Source organism: Larkinella harenae (assembly GCF_054780515.1).
In genome coordinates, this window is sequence record NZ_BAAGWE010000001.1 from 154,316 (window position 1) to 170,024 (window position 15,709).

General features: G+C 52.3%; 12 protein-coding genes. 8 read left to right on the forward strand and 4 right to left on the reverse strand.

Features of this window, described 5'->3' with window-relative positions; genetic code table 11:
* Positions 1-96: 96 nt before the first annotated feature.
* Positions 97-780, reverse strand: coding sequence for a TetR/AcrR family transcriptional regulator (locus ACYVH9_RS00645; protein WP_460636431.1), 684 nt, complete (start codon positions 778-780; stop codon positions 97-99).
* Between the two features lie 108 nt (positions 781-888).
* On the opposite strand from ACYVH9_RS00645, the gene ACYVH9_RS00650 reads away from it, so the two are divergent.
* From ACYVH9_RS00650 to ACYVH9_RS00685, 8 genes are all read left to right on the forward strand, one after another.
* Entirely contained in the window at positions 889-1,578 is a 690-nt protein-coding gene (locus ACYVH9_RS00650; protein ID WP_460634354.1) for a lipid-binding SYLF domain-containing protein, read from the forward strand.
* A 469-nt stretch (positions 1,579-2,047) separates the two neighbouring features.
* Positions 2,048-2,269 (forward strand): hypothetical protein, encoded by a 222-nt coding sequence (locus ACYVH9_RS00655; RefSeq protein ID WP_460634355.1) that lies wholly within the window; start codon positions 2,048-2,050, stop codon positions 2,267-2,269.
* Positions 2,270-2,333: 64 nt separating this feature from the next.
* A complete protein-coding gene (locus ACYVH9_RS00660; RefSeq protein WP_460634356.1) occupies positions 2,334-5,057 on the forward strand; it encodes a family 78 glycoside hydrolase catalytic domain in 2,724 nt (907 codons plus the stop codon).
* 40 nt (positions 5,058-5,097) lie between these two features.
* Complete coding sequence (locus ACYVH9_RS00665; protein ID WP_460634357.1) at positions 5,098-5,844, forward strand: SDR family NAD(P)-dependent oxidoreductase; 747 nt, start codon at positions 5,098-5,100, stop codon at positions 5,842-5,844.
* A gap of 7 nt (positions 5,845-5,851) precedes the next feature.
* The gene (locus ACYVH9_RS00670; RefSeq protein ID WP_460634358.1) at positions 5,852-6,475 is read left to right on the forward strand and encodes a cyclase family protein; all 624 of its coding nucleotides are present in this window, start codon (positions 5,852-5,854) and stop codon (positions 6,473-6,475) included.
* A 17-nt stretch (positions 6,476-6,492) separates the two neighbouring features.
* Complete coding sequence (locus tag ACYVH9_RS00675) at positions 6,493-7,515, forward strand: zinc-dependent alcohol dehydrogenase (protein WP_460634359.1); 1,023 nt, start codon at positions 6,493-6,495, stop codon at positions 7,513-7,515.
* Between the two features lie 26 nt (positions 7,516-7,541).
* Positions 7,542-8,504 (forward strand): C-terminal binding protein, encoded by a 963-nt coding sequence (locus ACYVH9_RS00680; RefSeq protein WP_460634360.1) that lies wholly within the window; start codon positions 7,542-7,544, stop codon positions 8,502-8,504.
* Positions 8,505-8,545: 41 nt separating this feature from the next.
* A complete protein-coding gene (locus tag ACYVH9_RS00685) occupies positions 8,546-9,544 on the forward strand; it encodes a GRP family sugar transporter (RefSeq protein WP_460634361.1) in 999 nt (332 codons plus the stop codon).
* Between the two features lie 5 nt (positions 9,545-9,549).
* On the opposite strand, the gene ACYVH9_RS00690 is transcribed toward ACYVH9_RS00685, so the two are convergent.
* The 3 genes from ACYVH9_RS00690 to ACYVH9_RS00700 all read right to left on the reverse strand — a co-directional run bounded on the left by ACYVH9_RS00690 (position 9,550) and on the right by ACYVH9_RS00700 (position 15,534).
* On the reverse strand, positions 9,550-10,464 hold the full coding sequence (locus tag ACYVH9_RS00690) for an AraC family transcriptional regulator (RefSeq protein WP_460634362.1): 915 nt from the start codon (positions 10,462-10,464) through the stop codon (positions 9,550-9,552).
* A gap of 285 nt (positions 10,465-10,749) precedes the next feature.
* The gene (locus ACYVH9_RS00695) at positions 10,750-12,321 is read right to left on the reverse strand and encodes a SusD/RagB family nutrient-binding outer membrane lipoprotein (RefSeq protein ID WP_460634363.1); all 1,572 of its coding nucleotides are present in this window, start codon (positions 12,319-12,321) and stop codon (positions 10,750-10,752) included.
* A 27-nt stretch (positions 12,322-12,348) separates the two neighbouring features.
* Positions 12,349-15,534 (reverse strand): SusC/RagA family TonB-linked outer membrane protein, encoded by a 3,186-nt coding sequence (locus ACYVH9_RS00700; protein ID WP_460634364.1) that lies wholly within the window; start codon positions 15,532-15,534, stop codon positions 12,349-12,351.
* Positions 15,535-15,709: the final 175 nt, after the last annotated feature.

Sequence of the window (15,709 nt, forward strand, 5' to 3'; positions counted from 1 at the left end):
ACTTAGCGGCTCCTGACAAGCAGCCATCAATTCGGACTTACTTCTATAAGTGGCTTGTCTACAGATTCGAAGGGCGTCCACATCCGCTGGTAGGCTTCAGTCATTGATGAATAAATAGCACAAAATCATATCGATGACAATACCGACCTGAACCCTGGCATAGTCTTCAAAATCGGCTTCGTCCGTTTTAAATAGGACCATGTGCAGGGATTTGCCAGCGTATAATTGCTGGCAGTGCGCAAACATCAGGCCCAGCAGGTGGGCCGCCGAAATCGCTCTGATTTGATTTTGCCGGATTCCTTCTTCTAGTTGCTGGGAGAAAACAGAATGGCTGAACACATCCCGTAAACCGCTCTTTTGGGCAAAACGCTCCGGGTTCCGGCGTATTTCATTCATGATGAATAGCGAAAGCTGCGGGTTCTTCGAATGAAATTCGTAGTGCTGTTGAATCATCAGCGGAATCTTTTCCCGGAGCGGGAGCTGACTGTTGAAGAGCTCGTTAAGCTGGTCTAGAGATTGCTTCAGCAGGTCGTCAAAAACAATCCAGAACAAGTTTTCTTTGGACCGAAAGTAGTAATCGGTCAGTGCCGTATTAATCCCCGCCAATTCGGCAATATCCCGCATTTTGGTGCCGTCAAAGCCCTTTTTTAAAAAAACTGTCTGGCGGCTTCTTTGATCTAATCTTCTGTACCTAAGTCGTTCATCCCGCGCGCTGAATTCTAAAATTGCGTGTTCACATTTAACTAAACGAAGATTCAGGCAAAAGATTAAATAATGGATTAGCTGGTCCGTTTAATAAATGCCAGCTCGATTGGCTTTTGTATGCACCTGTCAGGTCAGCTCGATGCGGATGTAAATTAAAAACAGTACGTTAAAACCACCGTAATAATGAAATTGAAAACTTCTCTTTTGGCACTTCTGTTGGCCGTATTCAGTTTGAGTGTACTTCCGGTTCGGGCCCAGCAGGCGCCGGCTGAGTTAAAAGAAGTCGAAAAGATCAAATCGGCCATAAGTGTATTGAGCGATTTTGGTCAGATGAAGGAAAACATACCCGCCCGGCTGCTGGAAATGTCCCAGGGAATTGTCATTGTGCCTAAACTGATTAATGCGGGGTTTGTCGTCGGTGGAAAACGGGGTAAAGGCATTGCCTTGATCAGGAACAAGCAAGGCGAATGGAGCGATCCGGTTTTTGTGACATTGACCGGAGGGAGTTTCGGGCTGCAGGCTGGTGTTCAGGCAGTTGATCTTGTGCTGGTGTTCAAAAACAGTAAAATGCTGACCGAAATCGATAAAAACAGTTTTACGCTGGGCGGTGATTTGTCGGTTGCTGCGGGTCCTGTTGGCCGGAGTTCTTCCGCCAGCACGGATTATAAATTGGAAGCTGAAGTGTATTCATATTCCCGGAGCAAAGGCTTTTTTGCCGGTATCACCCTCAACGGGGCCGCTTTGTCAGTTGATGACAAAGCCAATACCGTTTTTTACGAAGATTACACCAGTCCCAATACCATATTCACTGTATCTAACAGCGCTTCTTCCGAGGTGCAGGAACTGAAACACACCCTGAAAAACCTGGAATAAACGTACTTGCTTCCCAATTGACTGCACACGGTTTTCCTGCGCGGAAGATCGTGTGCTTTTTTATGATAGAATTGCTTGATAAGCAGGGTACGGCTGCCGAAGAATTGACTGGTTTCCGTTCTTTCGGCTTATGATGCAATAGCCGCCCGGTACGGGCAAAAATCAAATAAGGCGTATGGGCTGAAACCAATTTCAGAGCGGCTGATTGTTCATATCTAACCAAATCTGCTGCTAAAAATTATAAAAATGCTATAAAAGCATCATTTTTTGCTATAAAATTGGAGGTCTTCAGTGGCTTTAACTGGTAAGTTTACCTTCTCAAAAGTGTAAGTATTTTTAGAAAATTTATTGATAATTAAATGTATACGGTGGGGCACTAGCATAGGGCCGGAGCCTGACCTCACTGGGCAATAACACACTGACCTGGGAAACCACCTGCGGGTTTGATCTCGGACTGGATTTCTCGCTTTTGAATGACCGCATTTCGTTTACCGCCGACTATTGCCAGAAAGCCGTCAACAACATGCTGTACCAGGTAGAAATTCCGATGGAACGGGGTATTCAAGCATTCAGTCCAGCATTGGTGGGGGGCTACGTCTTCGACGGGGTTTATATGAATCAGGCCGCTGCAGGAGATTCAAATTGGGCGTTTGCAGCAAAACCTGGGCTATTAATTGATCCTTTTCGGTAGGAGAATCCGCTTTCAGTAAGCCAACCCGAATAAATGCTTTTACCCAACACGGCGTAGTGAAAAAATGAGATACCAATTCAATGTTGTTTGGCTGGTGGCAATCCTGCTGGTCGGGGCGCAGACGCTGCCCGCGCAAATACGGGTAACGAGGGCGTTATGCGATAACAAAACGAATCCGCTCGGAATCGACCCCCGTAGTCTTTTTTTCTCCTGGGAAATGGAATCGCCGGAGCAGAATGTTAGCCAGTCGGCTTACCAACTGGTCGTTGCCTCAACGAAGGAGAAGCTGAATGCCGGAACCTTCGATATCTTTGATAGTGGGGTGGTGAAGCGCAGTCAGAGTATTCAGGTGCGCTACACCGGCAAGGCGCTCCAGCCCGCGCAAACGTATGCCTGGAAAGTGCGGGTGTGGGATTCGGGCCAGAAAACGTCGGAATGGAGCCGCCCCCAGCAATTCACAACCGGCATTTTTAGCCGGGAAGACTGGAAGAATGCCCGCTGGATTGGGTTGGAAGCCACGTCTGACTCAATGCGCGTGGTGCCGTTTGTGCACATGCGAATGAAACCAGACGACCGCCGGCTGCTCAAAAATGCCGTATCCCCCCTGTTGCGAAAAACGTTTACCACCACCAAAAACATTCGGCAGGCTCTCTTCTTTGTGAGCGGCTTAGGGCATTACGAAGCCAGCATCAACGGCCAGCGAATTGGGCAGGCTTTTCTGGCGCCCGGCTGGACCAACTACGATAAAACCGTCCTGTATAACACCTTCGACGTAACGCGGCAACTACGCGCCGGAAGTAATGCGATTGGCGTTGTGCTGGGCAACGGTTTTTACCACATCTCGCAGGAACGGTATGTAAAAGGAACCGGAGCTTTTGGGAATCCTACATTGATTGCCCTGCTGAAAATAACGTACACGGACGGTCGGACGGAAACCATTGTTTCCGACCCAAGCTGGAAGGCAGCCCCTTCGCCAATTACGTTTAACACGATTTATGGCGGAGAGGATTACGACGCCCGCCAGGAACAGCCCGGATGGAACACCCCGGGTTTCGACGATAAAGCCTGGAAAAATGCGTTGGTAGTATCCGGACCCCGGGGCAGTCTGAAGCCTGAAATCGATGAACCGGTCCTACTACTGGACTCATTGACCGTTAAAAAGGAAACGGTTGTCGGGAATGGAGTTGTCTATGATTTCGGGCAAAATGTTTCCGGAATACCGCGGATTAAAGTTCGGGGAAAAGCCGGTCAGACGCTGAAAATCACGCCAGCCGAATTGCTGCATCCGGATGGAAGAGTGAATCAGGCGGATGGCGTTGCTCCGCACTATTATGTGTATACCCTGAAAGGAAACGGGGAGGAAACCTGGCAACCCCGGTTCAGCTACTTTGCGGTCCGTTACGTTCAAATCGAAAGCAGTGATGGTTCGGAGCCGTTACCCGAGCTAACCGAAATCAAGGTGCTGCACAACCGTAACTCGTCGCCTTCAAACGGACATTTTGCGTGCTCAAATGCCTTGTTCAACCGGATCGAAGGCTTTATTGACTGGGCGATCAAAAGTAACCTGCAAAGCTACATCACGGACAATCCGCAACGGGAAAAGCTCAGCTGGCAGGGCGAGCAGAACTTCATGCGAACCGCCATCAACTACCGGTATAATGTGTATAATTTATACCGCAGCCTGGTGCAGAACATGCAGGATGCGCAGCACGAGAGTGGGCTGGTGCCCGACATTGCCCCGGAATACATCCAGTTTGAAGGTCCTTTTGTCGATTCACCCGAGTGGGGTTCAACGGCGATTCTGGATATGTGGTTTTTACATCAGAACTACGGGGATACGGCGATTATCCGCAAAGCCTACCCCATGATGACCCGCTACGCCGAGTACCTGAACCGCAAAGCAACGGATCATATTCTGGCCTATGGGCTGGGCGACTGGCTGGATATGGGCCGGGTAACGCCCATGGGTCTCACGGCCACCGCGTATTACTACCACGCCATTCAGGCGCTGAGCCAGCTGGCCGCGTTGATTGGTCAGCAGCAGGATGCACAACGGTACCGCAGCCTGGCGCAGGACATAAAAACTGCTTTCAACCGAAAATTTTTCAATGCCGAAACCGGACTATACGCAACCGGGAGCCAGACGGCGATGGCCATGCCCGTCAGCATGGGGCTGGTGGAAGAAAAATACCGCGCGGATGTCATCAACAAGCTGGCAACGAACATCCAGCGGGTCGACTCCAATCGGTTAACGGCGGGCGATGTTGGCCATCTTTTTCTGGTCAAGGCCCTATACCAGAATGGGCATCCGGCTACCCTGTTTGCAATGACCAACCGCGACGACGTGCCGGGATACGGGTACCTGCTGAAGAAAGGTGCCACGGCGCTGGTCGAAACCTGGGATGGCAAAGCGTCACAGAACCAGCTGGCAATGGGCCATATTCTGGAGTGGTTTCAGGAGGGCATTGCCGGTATTGCGCAGGAAGACCATTCCGTCGCCTTTAAAGCCATCCGAATCCAGCCGCAGCCCGTGGGGGATCTGACCTGGGCCGAAGGGAGTTTTCATTCGCCGTATGGCTGGATCAAAACACATTGGGAGAAAAACAGCCGCTCGTTCGTATTGCAGGTCGAAGTTCCGGTCAATACCCGGGCGACGGTTTATTTGCCTGCCGAGGCATCGTCCCGAATTTATAAAAATGGAAAAATCGTTGAAAACGCCCGATTTGAAGCTAATTCGGCTTTGCTGGAGATCGGGTCCGGGAAGTATGAATTTAAAGTGGAAAAGTAACGGAATGGCTGGCAGGCCGTAAACGAAAAGTGACGAAACAATGAGAGGGTTAACGAACAAAACCGTAGTCATTACGGGTGGGCTGGGCGATCTGGGGTACGCGACCGCCGTTCGCATGGCCGAGGAAGGCTGCACCGTGGTTTTGCTGGACTTCCAGCCCGATTCAGGCCAGCGGGCAGCGGCCCTTGGTGCGTATTTCTGGCAGGTGGATATCAGCGATGAAGCGGCTGTGGACCGGGTTTGTGCGGCCATTGAGAACGAAGTGGGTCCGGCTCACGTGCTGATCAATACGGCCGCGCAGTTCATCTTCAAAGGCGTGGATGCAACGGCGGAAGACTGGCAGCAGATCAATGCCGTGAATATTGGCGGTACCTCGCTGATGGCCAAATACCTGGTTCCTCAACTGAAAAAAAATGGCGGAGGGAGTATCATCAATTTCTCCTCCGTGAGCGGTTTTGTCGGCCAGTCGAACTTTGCTACGTACAACGCTACCAAATTTGCTATCCGGGGCCTAACTAAGTGCTGGGCACAGGACCTGGCTCCTTTCGGAATCCGGGTGAACACGCTTTGTCCCGGCTACATCTACACCCGTGCTTTTATTAACTCCTGCGAAAAACTAGGGCTGGACCTGGCGGAAGAAGACCGACGGGCCTCGGCCATGCACTTGCTAAACCGACAGGGAAAACCGGAAGAAGTGGCTGCGGCAGCGGCCTTTCTGGCCAGTGACGATTCTTCTTTTATGACCGGCAGCGATTTAGTCGTGGACGGCGGTTATTTAGCTAAATAAATTCAATATGCAACTCCTGGACCTTTCTCATCCGCTCGTTCACGGTCAGCAGACCTTTCCGTCTGACCCAAAACTTAGCATCATTCCACACGGCAACACAACGACGCTGAAATACAACATTACGCAGATCGTGATGGGGTCGCATCAGGGCACCCACCTGGACGCGATGTATCACTTTCTGGACGATGGTAAAACGCTGGATCAGATGCCGCTGGAATGGTTTTATGGCAAGGCGCATGTTTTGTCCATTCCTAAAGAGGCCCGCGAGGAAATTACCGTTGCCGATTTTTTACCCTATGAGCATCTGCTGGTGCCGGAGGCTAAGATCATCTACAATACCGGCTGGTACAAACACTTTGGCAAGCCTTATTTTTTTGACGATTTTCCGTCGCTCACCCAGGAAGCCAGCACCTATCTCGCCAGCCGGAATATCCGGATGCTGGGCATGGACACGCCAACGCCCAGCCGCGACTGGTACGAAGTGCATCATATTCTGTTGGGGAAAGAAATTGTCATTGTCGAAAGCCTGACAAACCTGGACGAAGTTCCGGCCGAATTCGTATTCATGGGATTTCCACTAAATCTACAGGGCCGTGATGGCTCGCCGATCCGGGCTGTAGCTCAATTCTAAAAGATAACCATTTGTCTATGAAAGCATTGTTTTACCCGGAGTTTAACCAACTCACGGTAACGGAAAGACCTGTGCCTGATTTTTCTGAAAATGAGGTGTTGCTGAAGGTACTGGCCTGCGGAATCTGTGGAAGTGAGCTGGAAACGTTTAAAGCCCAAAGCCCGCGCCGGGTGCCGCCGTTGATTATGGGCCATGAGTTTTGCGGAGTGATTGAAGGCATCGGATCACAGGTCACCGGCTATGCGCTGGGCGATTGGGTCGTTAGCAACAGCGTGGTTTCGTGTGGCACCTGTGACGCCTGCCGGAGGGGGTTGACGAACCTGTGCAAAAACCGTCAGGTGTTTGGCATGCACCGGGGCGGGGCTTTTGCTGAATACGTGAATGTGCCAGCCCACTGTCTGATTGCCATGCCCGCCGGATTGACTCCGCAAGCCGCCTGCATGGCCGAACCACTGGCCAACGGGATTCATATCGTCAACCTTATCCGGGATATGGCACCTAAAAAAGTGCTGGTGATCGGCGCTGGCCCGATCGGGCTGGTTACCCAACAGGCGTTTCGGGCTCTGCTGGGCGTCGACGTTTACAGCGCGGATCTACGAAATGAACGGCTGGCGATTGCCCAACGATTGGGTGCTACGGCCACAATCAACCCGGCAGAGGTGGATCTGGTGGCGGAGGTTCTACGGCTTACCGACCAGGAAGGTATTGATCTGGTGGTTGATGCCGTCGGTAATAATTACACCAGCCAGCAGGCTCTGAAGGCCGTTCGGCCGGGTGGTACCGTTGTCCTGATCGGGCTCCACGAAAACGCCCGGCCTTTCTTCACGTACGACATCATCCTGTCGGAAAAAAAGGTGCTGGGCACCTACGCAGCCACCCAGCAGGAAATGGGAGAAGCGTTGGCGTTAATTGCTTCCGGGCGGGTGGATGTTACTTCCTGGGTTCACTATTATTCGATTGAGAACGGCGTAGCCGCTTTCCATGATATGATGATGGCAAAAGACGAACACGTTAAATCGGTGATTGTCTTTACGCCCTGAAATTAACCCTTTGACCTTTTATTCTGATGACTAGCAGTACTAAAAAAATTGTAATCACCGACCACGGTTTCTCGTCCATTACGCCAGAAAGAACGGTTTTGGAACAGGCAGGATACGAGATCATCGACGCCCAATGCAAAACGGAGGAAGAACTGGTGCAGGCGACAAAGGACGCCTTCGCGTTACTGGTTCAATGGGCTCCCATTACAAAAACCGTCATTCAGAACCTCGAAAACTGCCAGGTTATCGTGCGCTACGGTATCGGGGTTGACAATATAGACCTGGCGCAGGCCCGGGAAAAACAGATTCCGGTTTGTAACGTGCCGGACTACTGTATCGATGAAGTTGCCGACCACACCCTTGCGCTGGCCCTGACGCTCAATCGTCAAGTGATGGCAACGGATAAACAGATTCGGGATGGAATCTGGAAGATCATTCCGCCGGGCCACGTTCCGGCCTGTAAAGAAGCCCAGTTTTCAACGCTGGGGTTTGGGCGAATTGCGCGGGCGGTTTTAAAAAGAGCCCGGGCATTTAACTTCAAGCTGGCCGCGTTCGATCCCTTTGTCAGTGAGGCTGAAATGCAAGCGGAGGGCGTTCGGAAAATTTCGCTCGAAGAGGCCATTACAGATTCGGACCTTCTCTCGCTGCACCTGCCCCTGGATAAAAACACCTACCACCTGATGAATCGTACCAACCTGGTTCAGATGAGGCCTCAGGCGGTGTTGATCAATACTTCACGCGGGGGCTTGATCAATACGGTCGACCTGGCGGATGCGTTGATCAACAAGCAGATCGGTGGGGCTGGCATCGATGTATTTGAGCAGGAACCGCTTCCGGCCGATCACCCGCTCCGCGAAGCTCCCAACGCCATCCTAACCTCCCATACGGCCTGGTATAGTACCAGCAGCATTCCTATTCTTCAAAAACTGGCCGCCGAAGAAGTCCTGCGAACCATTCAGGGAAAACCGCTGAAAAACCGGGTAGTTTAAAGCGGTTTTGTGATGCTTATTTACCTCTAAAAGGCAGCCCTATGTATATCATCCAAACCTACCCGTCGGCGGTTTTGTTCTGCATCCTCACCATGATTGCGTGGGGATCGTGGCCCAACACACAGAAGCTCGTTTCCAAAGACTGGCGTTTTGAGCTGTTTTACTGGGATTTTGTGACGGGTATCGCAGCCGTTGCCCTTTTCGGAGCTTTTACGGCAGGTTCGCTGGGACCAGCCGGTCGGCCCTTCCTGGCTGATCTGTTGCAGGCTGACCGGCAAAGTGTCTGGCTGGCCGGGCTGGGTGGAGCCGTCTTCAACTGTGCCAACATTCTGTTTGTGGCAGCCATTTCCCTGGCAGGAATTTCCACCGCTTTTCCCATTGGTGCGGGGGCAGGGCTGGTGCTGGGCGTCATTCTTAATTATGTATCACAACCAGTGGGAAACGGCCTGTTGCTGTTCGCGGGGGTGTTTCTGATTGTCATTGCGATGCTGCTTTCGGCGCAGATGTCCCGGCAACTATCCGGCCGTTCCCCGGTAAAATGGAAAGGAATTGCCCTGGCCGTGGTAGCTGGCCTCTTGTTCGGGGTGTTTTATCGCTTTGTTGCGGCTTCCATGGCAACCGATTTTAGCAACCCGGAGCCGGGTTTATTAGGCCCCTATGGCTCCGTAGTTGTTTTTTCTGGCGGTATATTCATCAGTAACTTAATGTTCAATACACTACTGATGAAGCATCCTATCCAGGGTAATCCTATTGATTTTCGCCAATACTGGAGCGGGTCGTCAGGCAACCATCTGCTGGGCATCACCGGGGGGGCAATCTGGGGTATTGGGTTGTTGTTCAGTATTTTGTCCAGCGAAAAAGCCGGTTTTGCCATCTCGTTTGGACTTAGCCAGGGAAACGCGCTGGTTGCCGCTTTATGGGGCATCCTGGTCTGGAAGGAAGTCAATCAGGCCTCAAAGAAGGTGAATGGCTTGCTGATTGGCATGTTTTCAGCGTACATTCTGGGATTGGTGTGCATTATTCTGGCCAAAGTATACTGACCGAATCAGCGAGCCGGACTTTCTTCCGATTGGTAAAGGGAGGTCTGAAGATGTAGCGATTTGTGTTTCAGTTGAAATTGCTTGGGCGACAGTTCGGTATAATGCTTAAACTGCTTGTTGAAATTAGAAACGTTCTGAAAACCGCATTCGTAGCAAATCTGTAGGATACTAAACTTGTTGAGCATGAGAAGCTTGCAGGCATATCCAACTTTTAGCTCAATGACAAATTGCGAGAACGGTTTTTGCATTCGCTGCTTGAAATACCGGGAAAAAGCCGTTGGGCTCATGTTGGCAATATCAGCCGCATCCGTCAGCCGGATGGGCGATTTGAAATTGTTCATGATGTACGCATGAACTTTGTTTAACCGGTCGGTATCGTTGTTATTAATGTACTGGCTATAACCTTCGCTGGATAAAAGCGTCAGCTCGTCAGATTTAGAGAGCAGGTTAAAAATTTGCAGCAAACCGATTAATTTATCCACACCGCTCAGCGATTGCATCTGGTACATAAGCGCAATGACCGCCTTTTGCGTAAGACCAGTGATTTTGACACCCCGGCGGGAAAGGTGCAGAAACTGCTCCACGGCGTATAACTCGGGGGTAGTAAAGAATGTTTTTCCCAGAAAATCTTCCCGGAAGTGGATCACCAGAGCCTCGGAAGGCGTAGTCGCTGTGGTTTCGGGAGAGCTGTCGGTTTTCCAGGTGTGCGCTAAATTTTTGCCGATAAACGTAAGGTCGTTTTCCGAATAGCGGTCAATATGGTCACCCACAAACCGCGTTCCGTACCCCTTGACGATGAGTGTCAGTTCGTATTCGGAATGGTAATGCCATAAACCCGGAAACTTCTCGCTGTAGTGAAAATTGTTAATGCTGAAAGAGTCCGTATCCGTTGTTTTAACTTTTAAAAGAAGGGGATCCATACGTGGCTATAGCTGCTTTCATTGACTAGTATACTAATTGGTAGGTCGGCTGACCGGAATAATTTATCTTTTTTTTAGAATTTAAGCAATTCGCTGTGGAGTACCGGCCTGAGCTTTGTTGGAGAACAGAGTAAAAACCGGATGGCTACCTACCCGTCTAAAACGAATCCGGCTTACTTACCAAAGATGGAAGTAAGCCGGACTACTACACGTTTTGAGTCGAAAAGTTTCTGTCTGATTGGAATAGCGAAACCTGTCGTAACGATCTATTCCCTAGGTGTTTGATTACGGTTTATCCCACCACACACGGGTTTTGAAATTATCCGCTCCCTGCCGGGCCACGGCCGCATTGTAATTATCGGCGTTTAAGACGGGCTCATCGTCCGGGTAGCGCAACCGATGAGGGTAGGTGCCGCCGGTTTCGTTGTCGGGATAATTGATAGGCGTCAGTTTGGGATACCCCGACCGGCGAACGTTGGCGTAGGCTTCGTACCCGTTCAGGAACGTGGCCACCCAGTACTCCGAATTAATTTGCTCCAGTGCTTTTTCCCGGTCAGCTACCCCCGCAAACGGATTGGTCGTTAAATAGGCCGCAATCTCGGCGTCGGTGATGGTGGCCGACGCGTCATACTGCTGGAGCATCTTCATGGCACCGGTAACCCCGTTGCGGTAAAACTGAGCGGCATCGCCAGCTACCCAGCCCCGCACGGCTGCTTCGGCCAGCATCAGCTGTACTTCGGCGTAGGTGAGCAACATGCGCGGCCCGTCGAGTTTGGCAAACACGTCCCGGTTGACACCCGAAAACTGGTGTTCCTGACCCGGTGCGTTCGGGTTGTAGCTCGGGCTGCTGGGCAGCGTGATCCGGTCCAGGCCGTTAGGCATGCCTTTCTGCACGGCCGGGTCGGTGTTTTTGGTGGCCACGTTGGTCGGGTCGGTATACACCGCCACAGTATGTTTCAGCCGGGGATCCTGGTGGCTTTTCATGTAGTCGAAGAACGTTTTGGCGATTTTACCTGGGCTTCGTCCCGATACGCTCAACGTCCAGCTTTGGCCGTTGGTCAGTACTTCCTGCGTACCGGCTTTGTCGGTACCCCGCACCAGCACGTTGTCGTCAATGGAGGTAAATACGCCACCGGCAAACGCTTTTTTTACCCAGGATTCGGACGCGGCCGGGTCAATTTTCGACAGCCGCAGCCCCAGCCGCAGCATCATCGAATACCCAAACCGTTTCCACTTGGGGATGTCACCACCGTAGATGATATCGGCCGTTCCGACCGACGCCTGACTGGCATCCAGCTTGGCGGTGGCGTCTTCCAGCTCCGCCAGCATGTGGGCGTAGATGTCCTTTTGCGCATCATACTTAGGCTTGTAAAGCTGTTTGTAATAGCCCTGATTGGCTTCCGAATACGGCACATCCCCGTACATATCGGTGAGCCGGTGGTAAATCACCGTCTTCCAGATGCGGGCCATGTGATACAGGTTATGGTACTGCGGGTTGTCTTTGGCCAGGGTGATCACATCCTCGATGAGCTTGGAGGAACCTGCATTAGGATTATACGTGGCTTTCCACAAATTTTCATTATTGCCTTTGTGGTAAACGTATTTATCGCCCTGAAAATCAAAGATACCCACGTTGCTAAGCGAAGCCATGCGCTGTACAAACGGCTCGGCATAATTGAGGCTGTTGGACTCATCACCCTTGGCGGTGTTGTACTGGCCGGTGGTAAACAGATACGCCGGGTTGAACCGATCGGCAGTCACCGCGTTAGGGTCTTTATTGAGTTCTTCAAACCCGCTGTCGCAGGCCGAGAGAAGGAATACGCTGCTGGTAAAGAATAGGGAAACGATCTTTTTCATCTTCATTCGAGTTAAGCAGTGGCCGGATTAGAATTTCAGATTCACGTTGAAACCGTAGCTGCGGGTGGGGGGGAGCGCCGTGGATTCGATGCCCTGGTCGTTGCCTGCCGAGATATTCGTTTCCGGGTCCAGGCCGGGTGTGTGTTTCAGCAGAATCGCCAGGTTACGGCCCACCAGCGAGACACTGGCGCCTTTCACAAAGCCCAGTTTTTCGAAGACGGCCCGGGGCAGACTGTAGGTCAACGACACGTACCGCAGCTTGATGAAGCTGGCGTCGTAGATGTAATCGTCGAGCGCATCCCGGCGCCGGACGACGATGGCGCGGTTGTTGACCCGGTCGGCCGACACGAGCACCTGGTTGACTTCGCCACTTTCGGTCACGCCGGGAAGCACGGCCCCCGATGCCCGGCCCAGCAGCGAGCTCGGCGACATGCCGCGGTGATCGAGGCTGTAGTTGGTTTCGGAGTACAGCTTGCCACCGAACTTGCCGTCTACCTGGGCCGATAGGGTCAGCCCTTTGTAGGAGAAGCTGTTGATGAGCCCCGTGGTGTATTTGTGAATTCCGGAGCCGAAGGCAATCACGTTGGTCGGGACGATGGGCAGGCCGGTGGCGTCGATGATATCCTGCCCCTGCTCATTGCGTTTGATCGTGCGGCCCACAATCTGGGAGTATTCTTCCCCTTCCACGTGTTTGATGAAGGCCTTCGTGGAAGTGGCCAGCACCAGCTCCTTGGAGGTGTTGGAGATTTTGAGAACCTTGCTTTTGTTGTAGGCCACGTTGACCGACACATCCCAGGTGAAGTTGGAACTGACCACCGGTTTAATGGTCGCCAGGAATTCGATACCCCGGTTGCGGATTTCGCCCACGTTGACCGAGACGCCCGAATAGCCCGAGGTAGATGAAATGCTCTCGACGGCGATGTCGTTGGTGGTCAGCTTGTTGTAGGCAGCAATGTCGAAGCCCAGGCGGTTGTTGAATAACCGCAGGTCCAGCCCGGCTTCAAATTCATTGACGCTAAGCGGTCTGAGGCTGCTGTTGGGCACGGTAAACTGGTTGATGGTGCCCAGCGAGCGGCCGCCGTAATTGTAAGGCAGCAAACCGTACGTCAGGTTGAGCAGGTACGGGTCGGTGTCGCCCCCCACGGCTGCGTAGGCCACCCGGAGCTTGCCGAAGCTGATGGCTCGGGGCAGGTTCATCGCCTGGGAGAACACAAAGCTCACCCCGGCTGAAGGGTAAAAGAAGTTGTTGGATTTTGGATTCAGCGTGGAGAACCAGTCGTTTCGTCCCGTCAGGTTCAGGTAGAGGTAGTTTCGGTAGCTGAGTTCGGCAGTGGCAAAGACCGAATTAATCTTTTTATCAAAGGTCATGGTGGTGGTATTCCGGTTGGCCGTGTTGTTGATCACGTGCAATTGGGGAACCACGAAACCGGAGCCGACAATGGTAGTGGTGTAGCGGTGCTGCGACATGAGGTTTCCGCCCAAGTTGACCGCCAAGTCAAAATCCTGATTCAGGCTCTTGTTCAACCCGATCATCCCTTCAAAATTTCGTTCCCAGAAATTCTGCTGGGCCTGATCAATCTGGCCCGCGGGCCGGTAACCGGTTCCCTCCGGAACAATCTTGTTGGCCATGAAGCTATAATAATCCTGCCCGACTTTACCCTGAATAAACAGCCAGTCGAAGATATTGTACCGCAGGTTCAAGGTGGTGATAAAGCGGTCTTTGTCCGTACGGTTTTTGATCCGGTTGAGGGTGTAGTAGGGGTTGGTAGCGTTTAAGTCCGTACCCAGCACTTTCTCCTTGAAGTTGGCATCGTAGCCCGGCGATAGCGCGCTGGTGGGCATGTTGCTGTTGACGTACAGGATGGTGCCGGCGCTGTTGCCCGAGTTGCCCGTAAAGACGTAGCGGTTGTCAACGCGCTCGCTGACGTAATCCACATTGGCGGCCAGACTCAGTTTGCTGGTAATGTTCTGGTTGAGGCCCAGGCTGATGTTATTTCGGCGCATGGTGGCGTTGGGAATGATGCCCTTGTTGCGCATGTCCGTGATGCCCAGCCGGAAGCTCCCTTTGTCGCCCCCGCCCGAGAAGGAAAGGCTGTTGGTGTTGGTATGACCCACGCCATAAAAGTCCTCCAGGACCTGGTCTTTGACGTACGAATACGGTCGTTTGACGCCGTCGAGCTGAATGGTTTCCGAACCGTCGTAGCGGGAGCCCCAGTGGTTTTGGCCGTGGTTAGCTGCGTCTTGTTGGCTGGCCGGTTTGACCCCGCCGTATCCCTGTCCGTATTCTTTTTGTAACTCCCAGAGGAAAAAAGGGACTTCGAAGGTGTTGTTGGTGTTGAATTCGACACCCAGCCCTTTGTTGCCCTTACCGGATTTGGTGGTGATGACGATGGCCCCGTTCTTGGCCCGTGAGCCGTACAAGGCGGCCGCTGTCGCTCCTTTCAGGACGGTAATATCCTCAATGTCATCGGGGTTGATGCTGGAAATATTGTCGCCATAATCCGGGTTGTCACTTTTGGGGCCGCCAAACTGTGTGTTGTCCATCGGCAGGCCGTTGATGATGTACAACGGCTGGTTGTTACCGGAAATAGAGGTATTTCCCCGGATCGTCACCCGGCTGGAACCGGCGGGTCCGGTGGCGGCCGGACTGATGTTGACCCCGGCTACTTTTCCGTTCAGGGAGTTGGCAAAGTTGGTTTCGCGGGTTTTGGTGAAGTTGTCCCCGTCGATCTTCGTAACGGAGTAACCCAGCGACTTGGTCTCCCGGCGAATACCCAGGGCGGTGACGACCACTTCGTCGAGGGCCTTGCTTTCGGCCAGCAGCCGGACGGTCAGGGTAGTGTTGTTTCCGGCCTGTACTTCCTGGGCGGTGTAGCCCACAAAGGAAAAGACGAGTACCGAACTAGGAGCGGGGACATTGAGGGAAAAGTTACCGGCTGCGTCGGAGGTTGTTCCCTGTTGGGTGCCTTTGATGAGAATGCTCACGCCGGGCAGCCCTTCCCCTTTCTCATCGGTTACTTTTCCTTTGATGACCTCAACGTTTCCCGACAATCGGGTGCTTGGTTTTTCTGATTTGCGTTCCGGTGGTGCCGGATTCAACGCCACTGCTGATTGGGCGGGTGCCGATAGAACGGCAATAGTAGCCAGTAGGGAACACCACTTGCACCAAATAGTGGAGCGGCTTCCCCCTTCGGGTAAAGTTTTCTCTTTCATGTCTTAGATAAGGGTTGGAATAATCTTGGTTAGCGGCTGACGAACCGTGTGCGTCAGCGCGCTACTCTTCACATACGCCAAAAGGGCTATAACGTACTATGAATATTTCTACTAATAGAAAATAAATTACAAAAAGGTAATGTACTGTCGGCTAGCGGGCGGTTTTTGAGGACTT

Coding starts and splice junctions, on each gene's coding strand:
- ACYVH9_RS00650 (WP_460634354.1), top strand. CDS start 889: ATGAAATTGAAAACTTCTCTTTTGGCACTTCTGTTGGCCGTATTCAGT.
- ACYVH9_RS00660 (WP_460634356.1), top strand. CDS start 2,334: ATGAGATACCAATTCAATGTTGTTTGGCTGGTGGCAATCCTGCTGGTC.
- ACYVH9_RS00665 (WP_460634357.1), top strand. CDS start 5,098: ATGAGAGGGTTAACGAACAAAACCGTAGTCATTACGGGTGGGCTGGGC.
- ACYVH9_RS00670 (WP_460634358.1), top strand. CDS start 5,852: ATGCAACTCCTGGACCTTTCTCATCCGCTCGTTCACGGTCAGCAGACC.
- ACYVH9_RS00675 (WP_460634359.1), top strand. CDS start 6,493: ATGAAAGCATTGTTTTACCCGGAGTTTAACCAACTCACGGTAACGGAA.
- ACYVH9_RS00680 (WP_460634360.1), top strand. CDS start 7,542: ATGACTAGCAGTACTAAAAAAATTGTAATCACCGACCACGGTTTCTCG.
- ACYVH9_RS00685 (WP_460634361.1), top strand. CDS start 8,546: ATGTATATCATCCAAACCTACCCGTCGGCGGTTTTGTTCTGCATCCTC.
- ACYVH9_RS00690 (WP_460634362.1), bottom strand. CDS start 10,464: ATGGATCCCCTTCTTTTAAAAGTTAAAACAACGGATACGGACTCTTTC.
- ACYVH9_RS00695 (WP_460634363.1), bottom strand. CDS start 12,321: ATGAAAAAGATCGTTTCCCTATTCTTTACCAGCAGCGTATTCCTTCTC.
- ACYVH9_RS00700 (WP_460634364.1), bottom strand. CDS start 15,534: ATGAAAGAGAAAACTTTACCCGAAGGGGGAAGCCGCTCCACTATTTGG.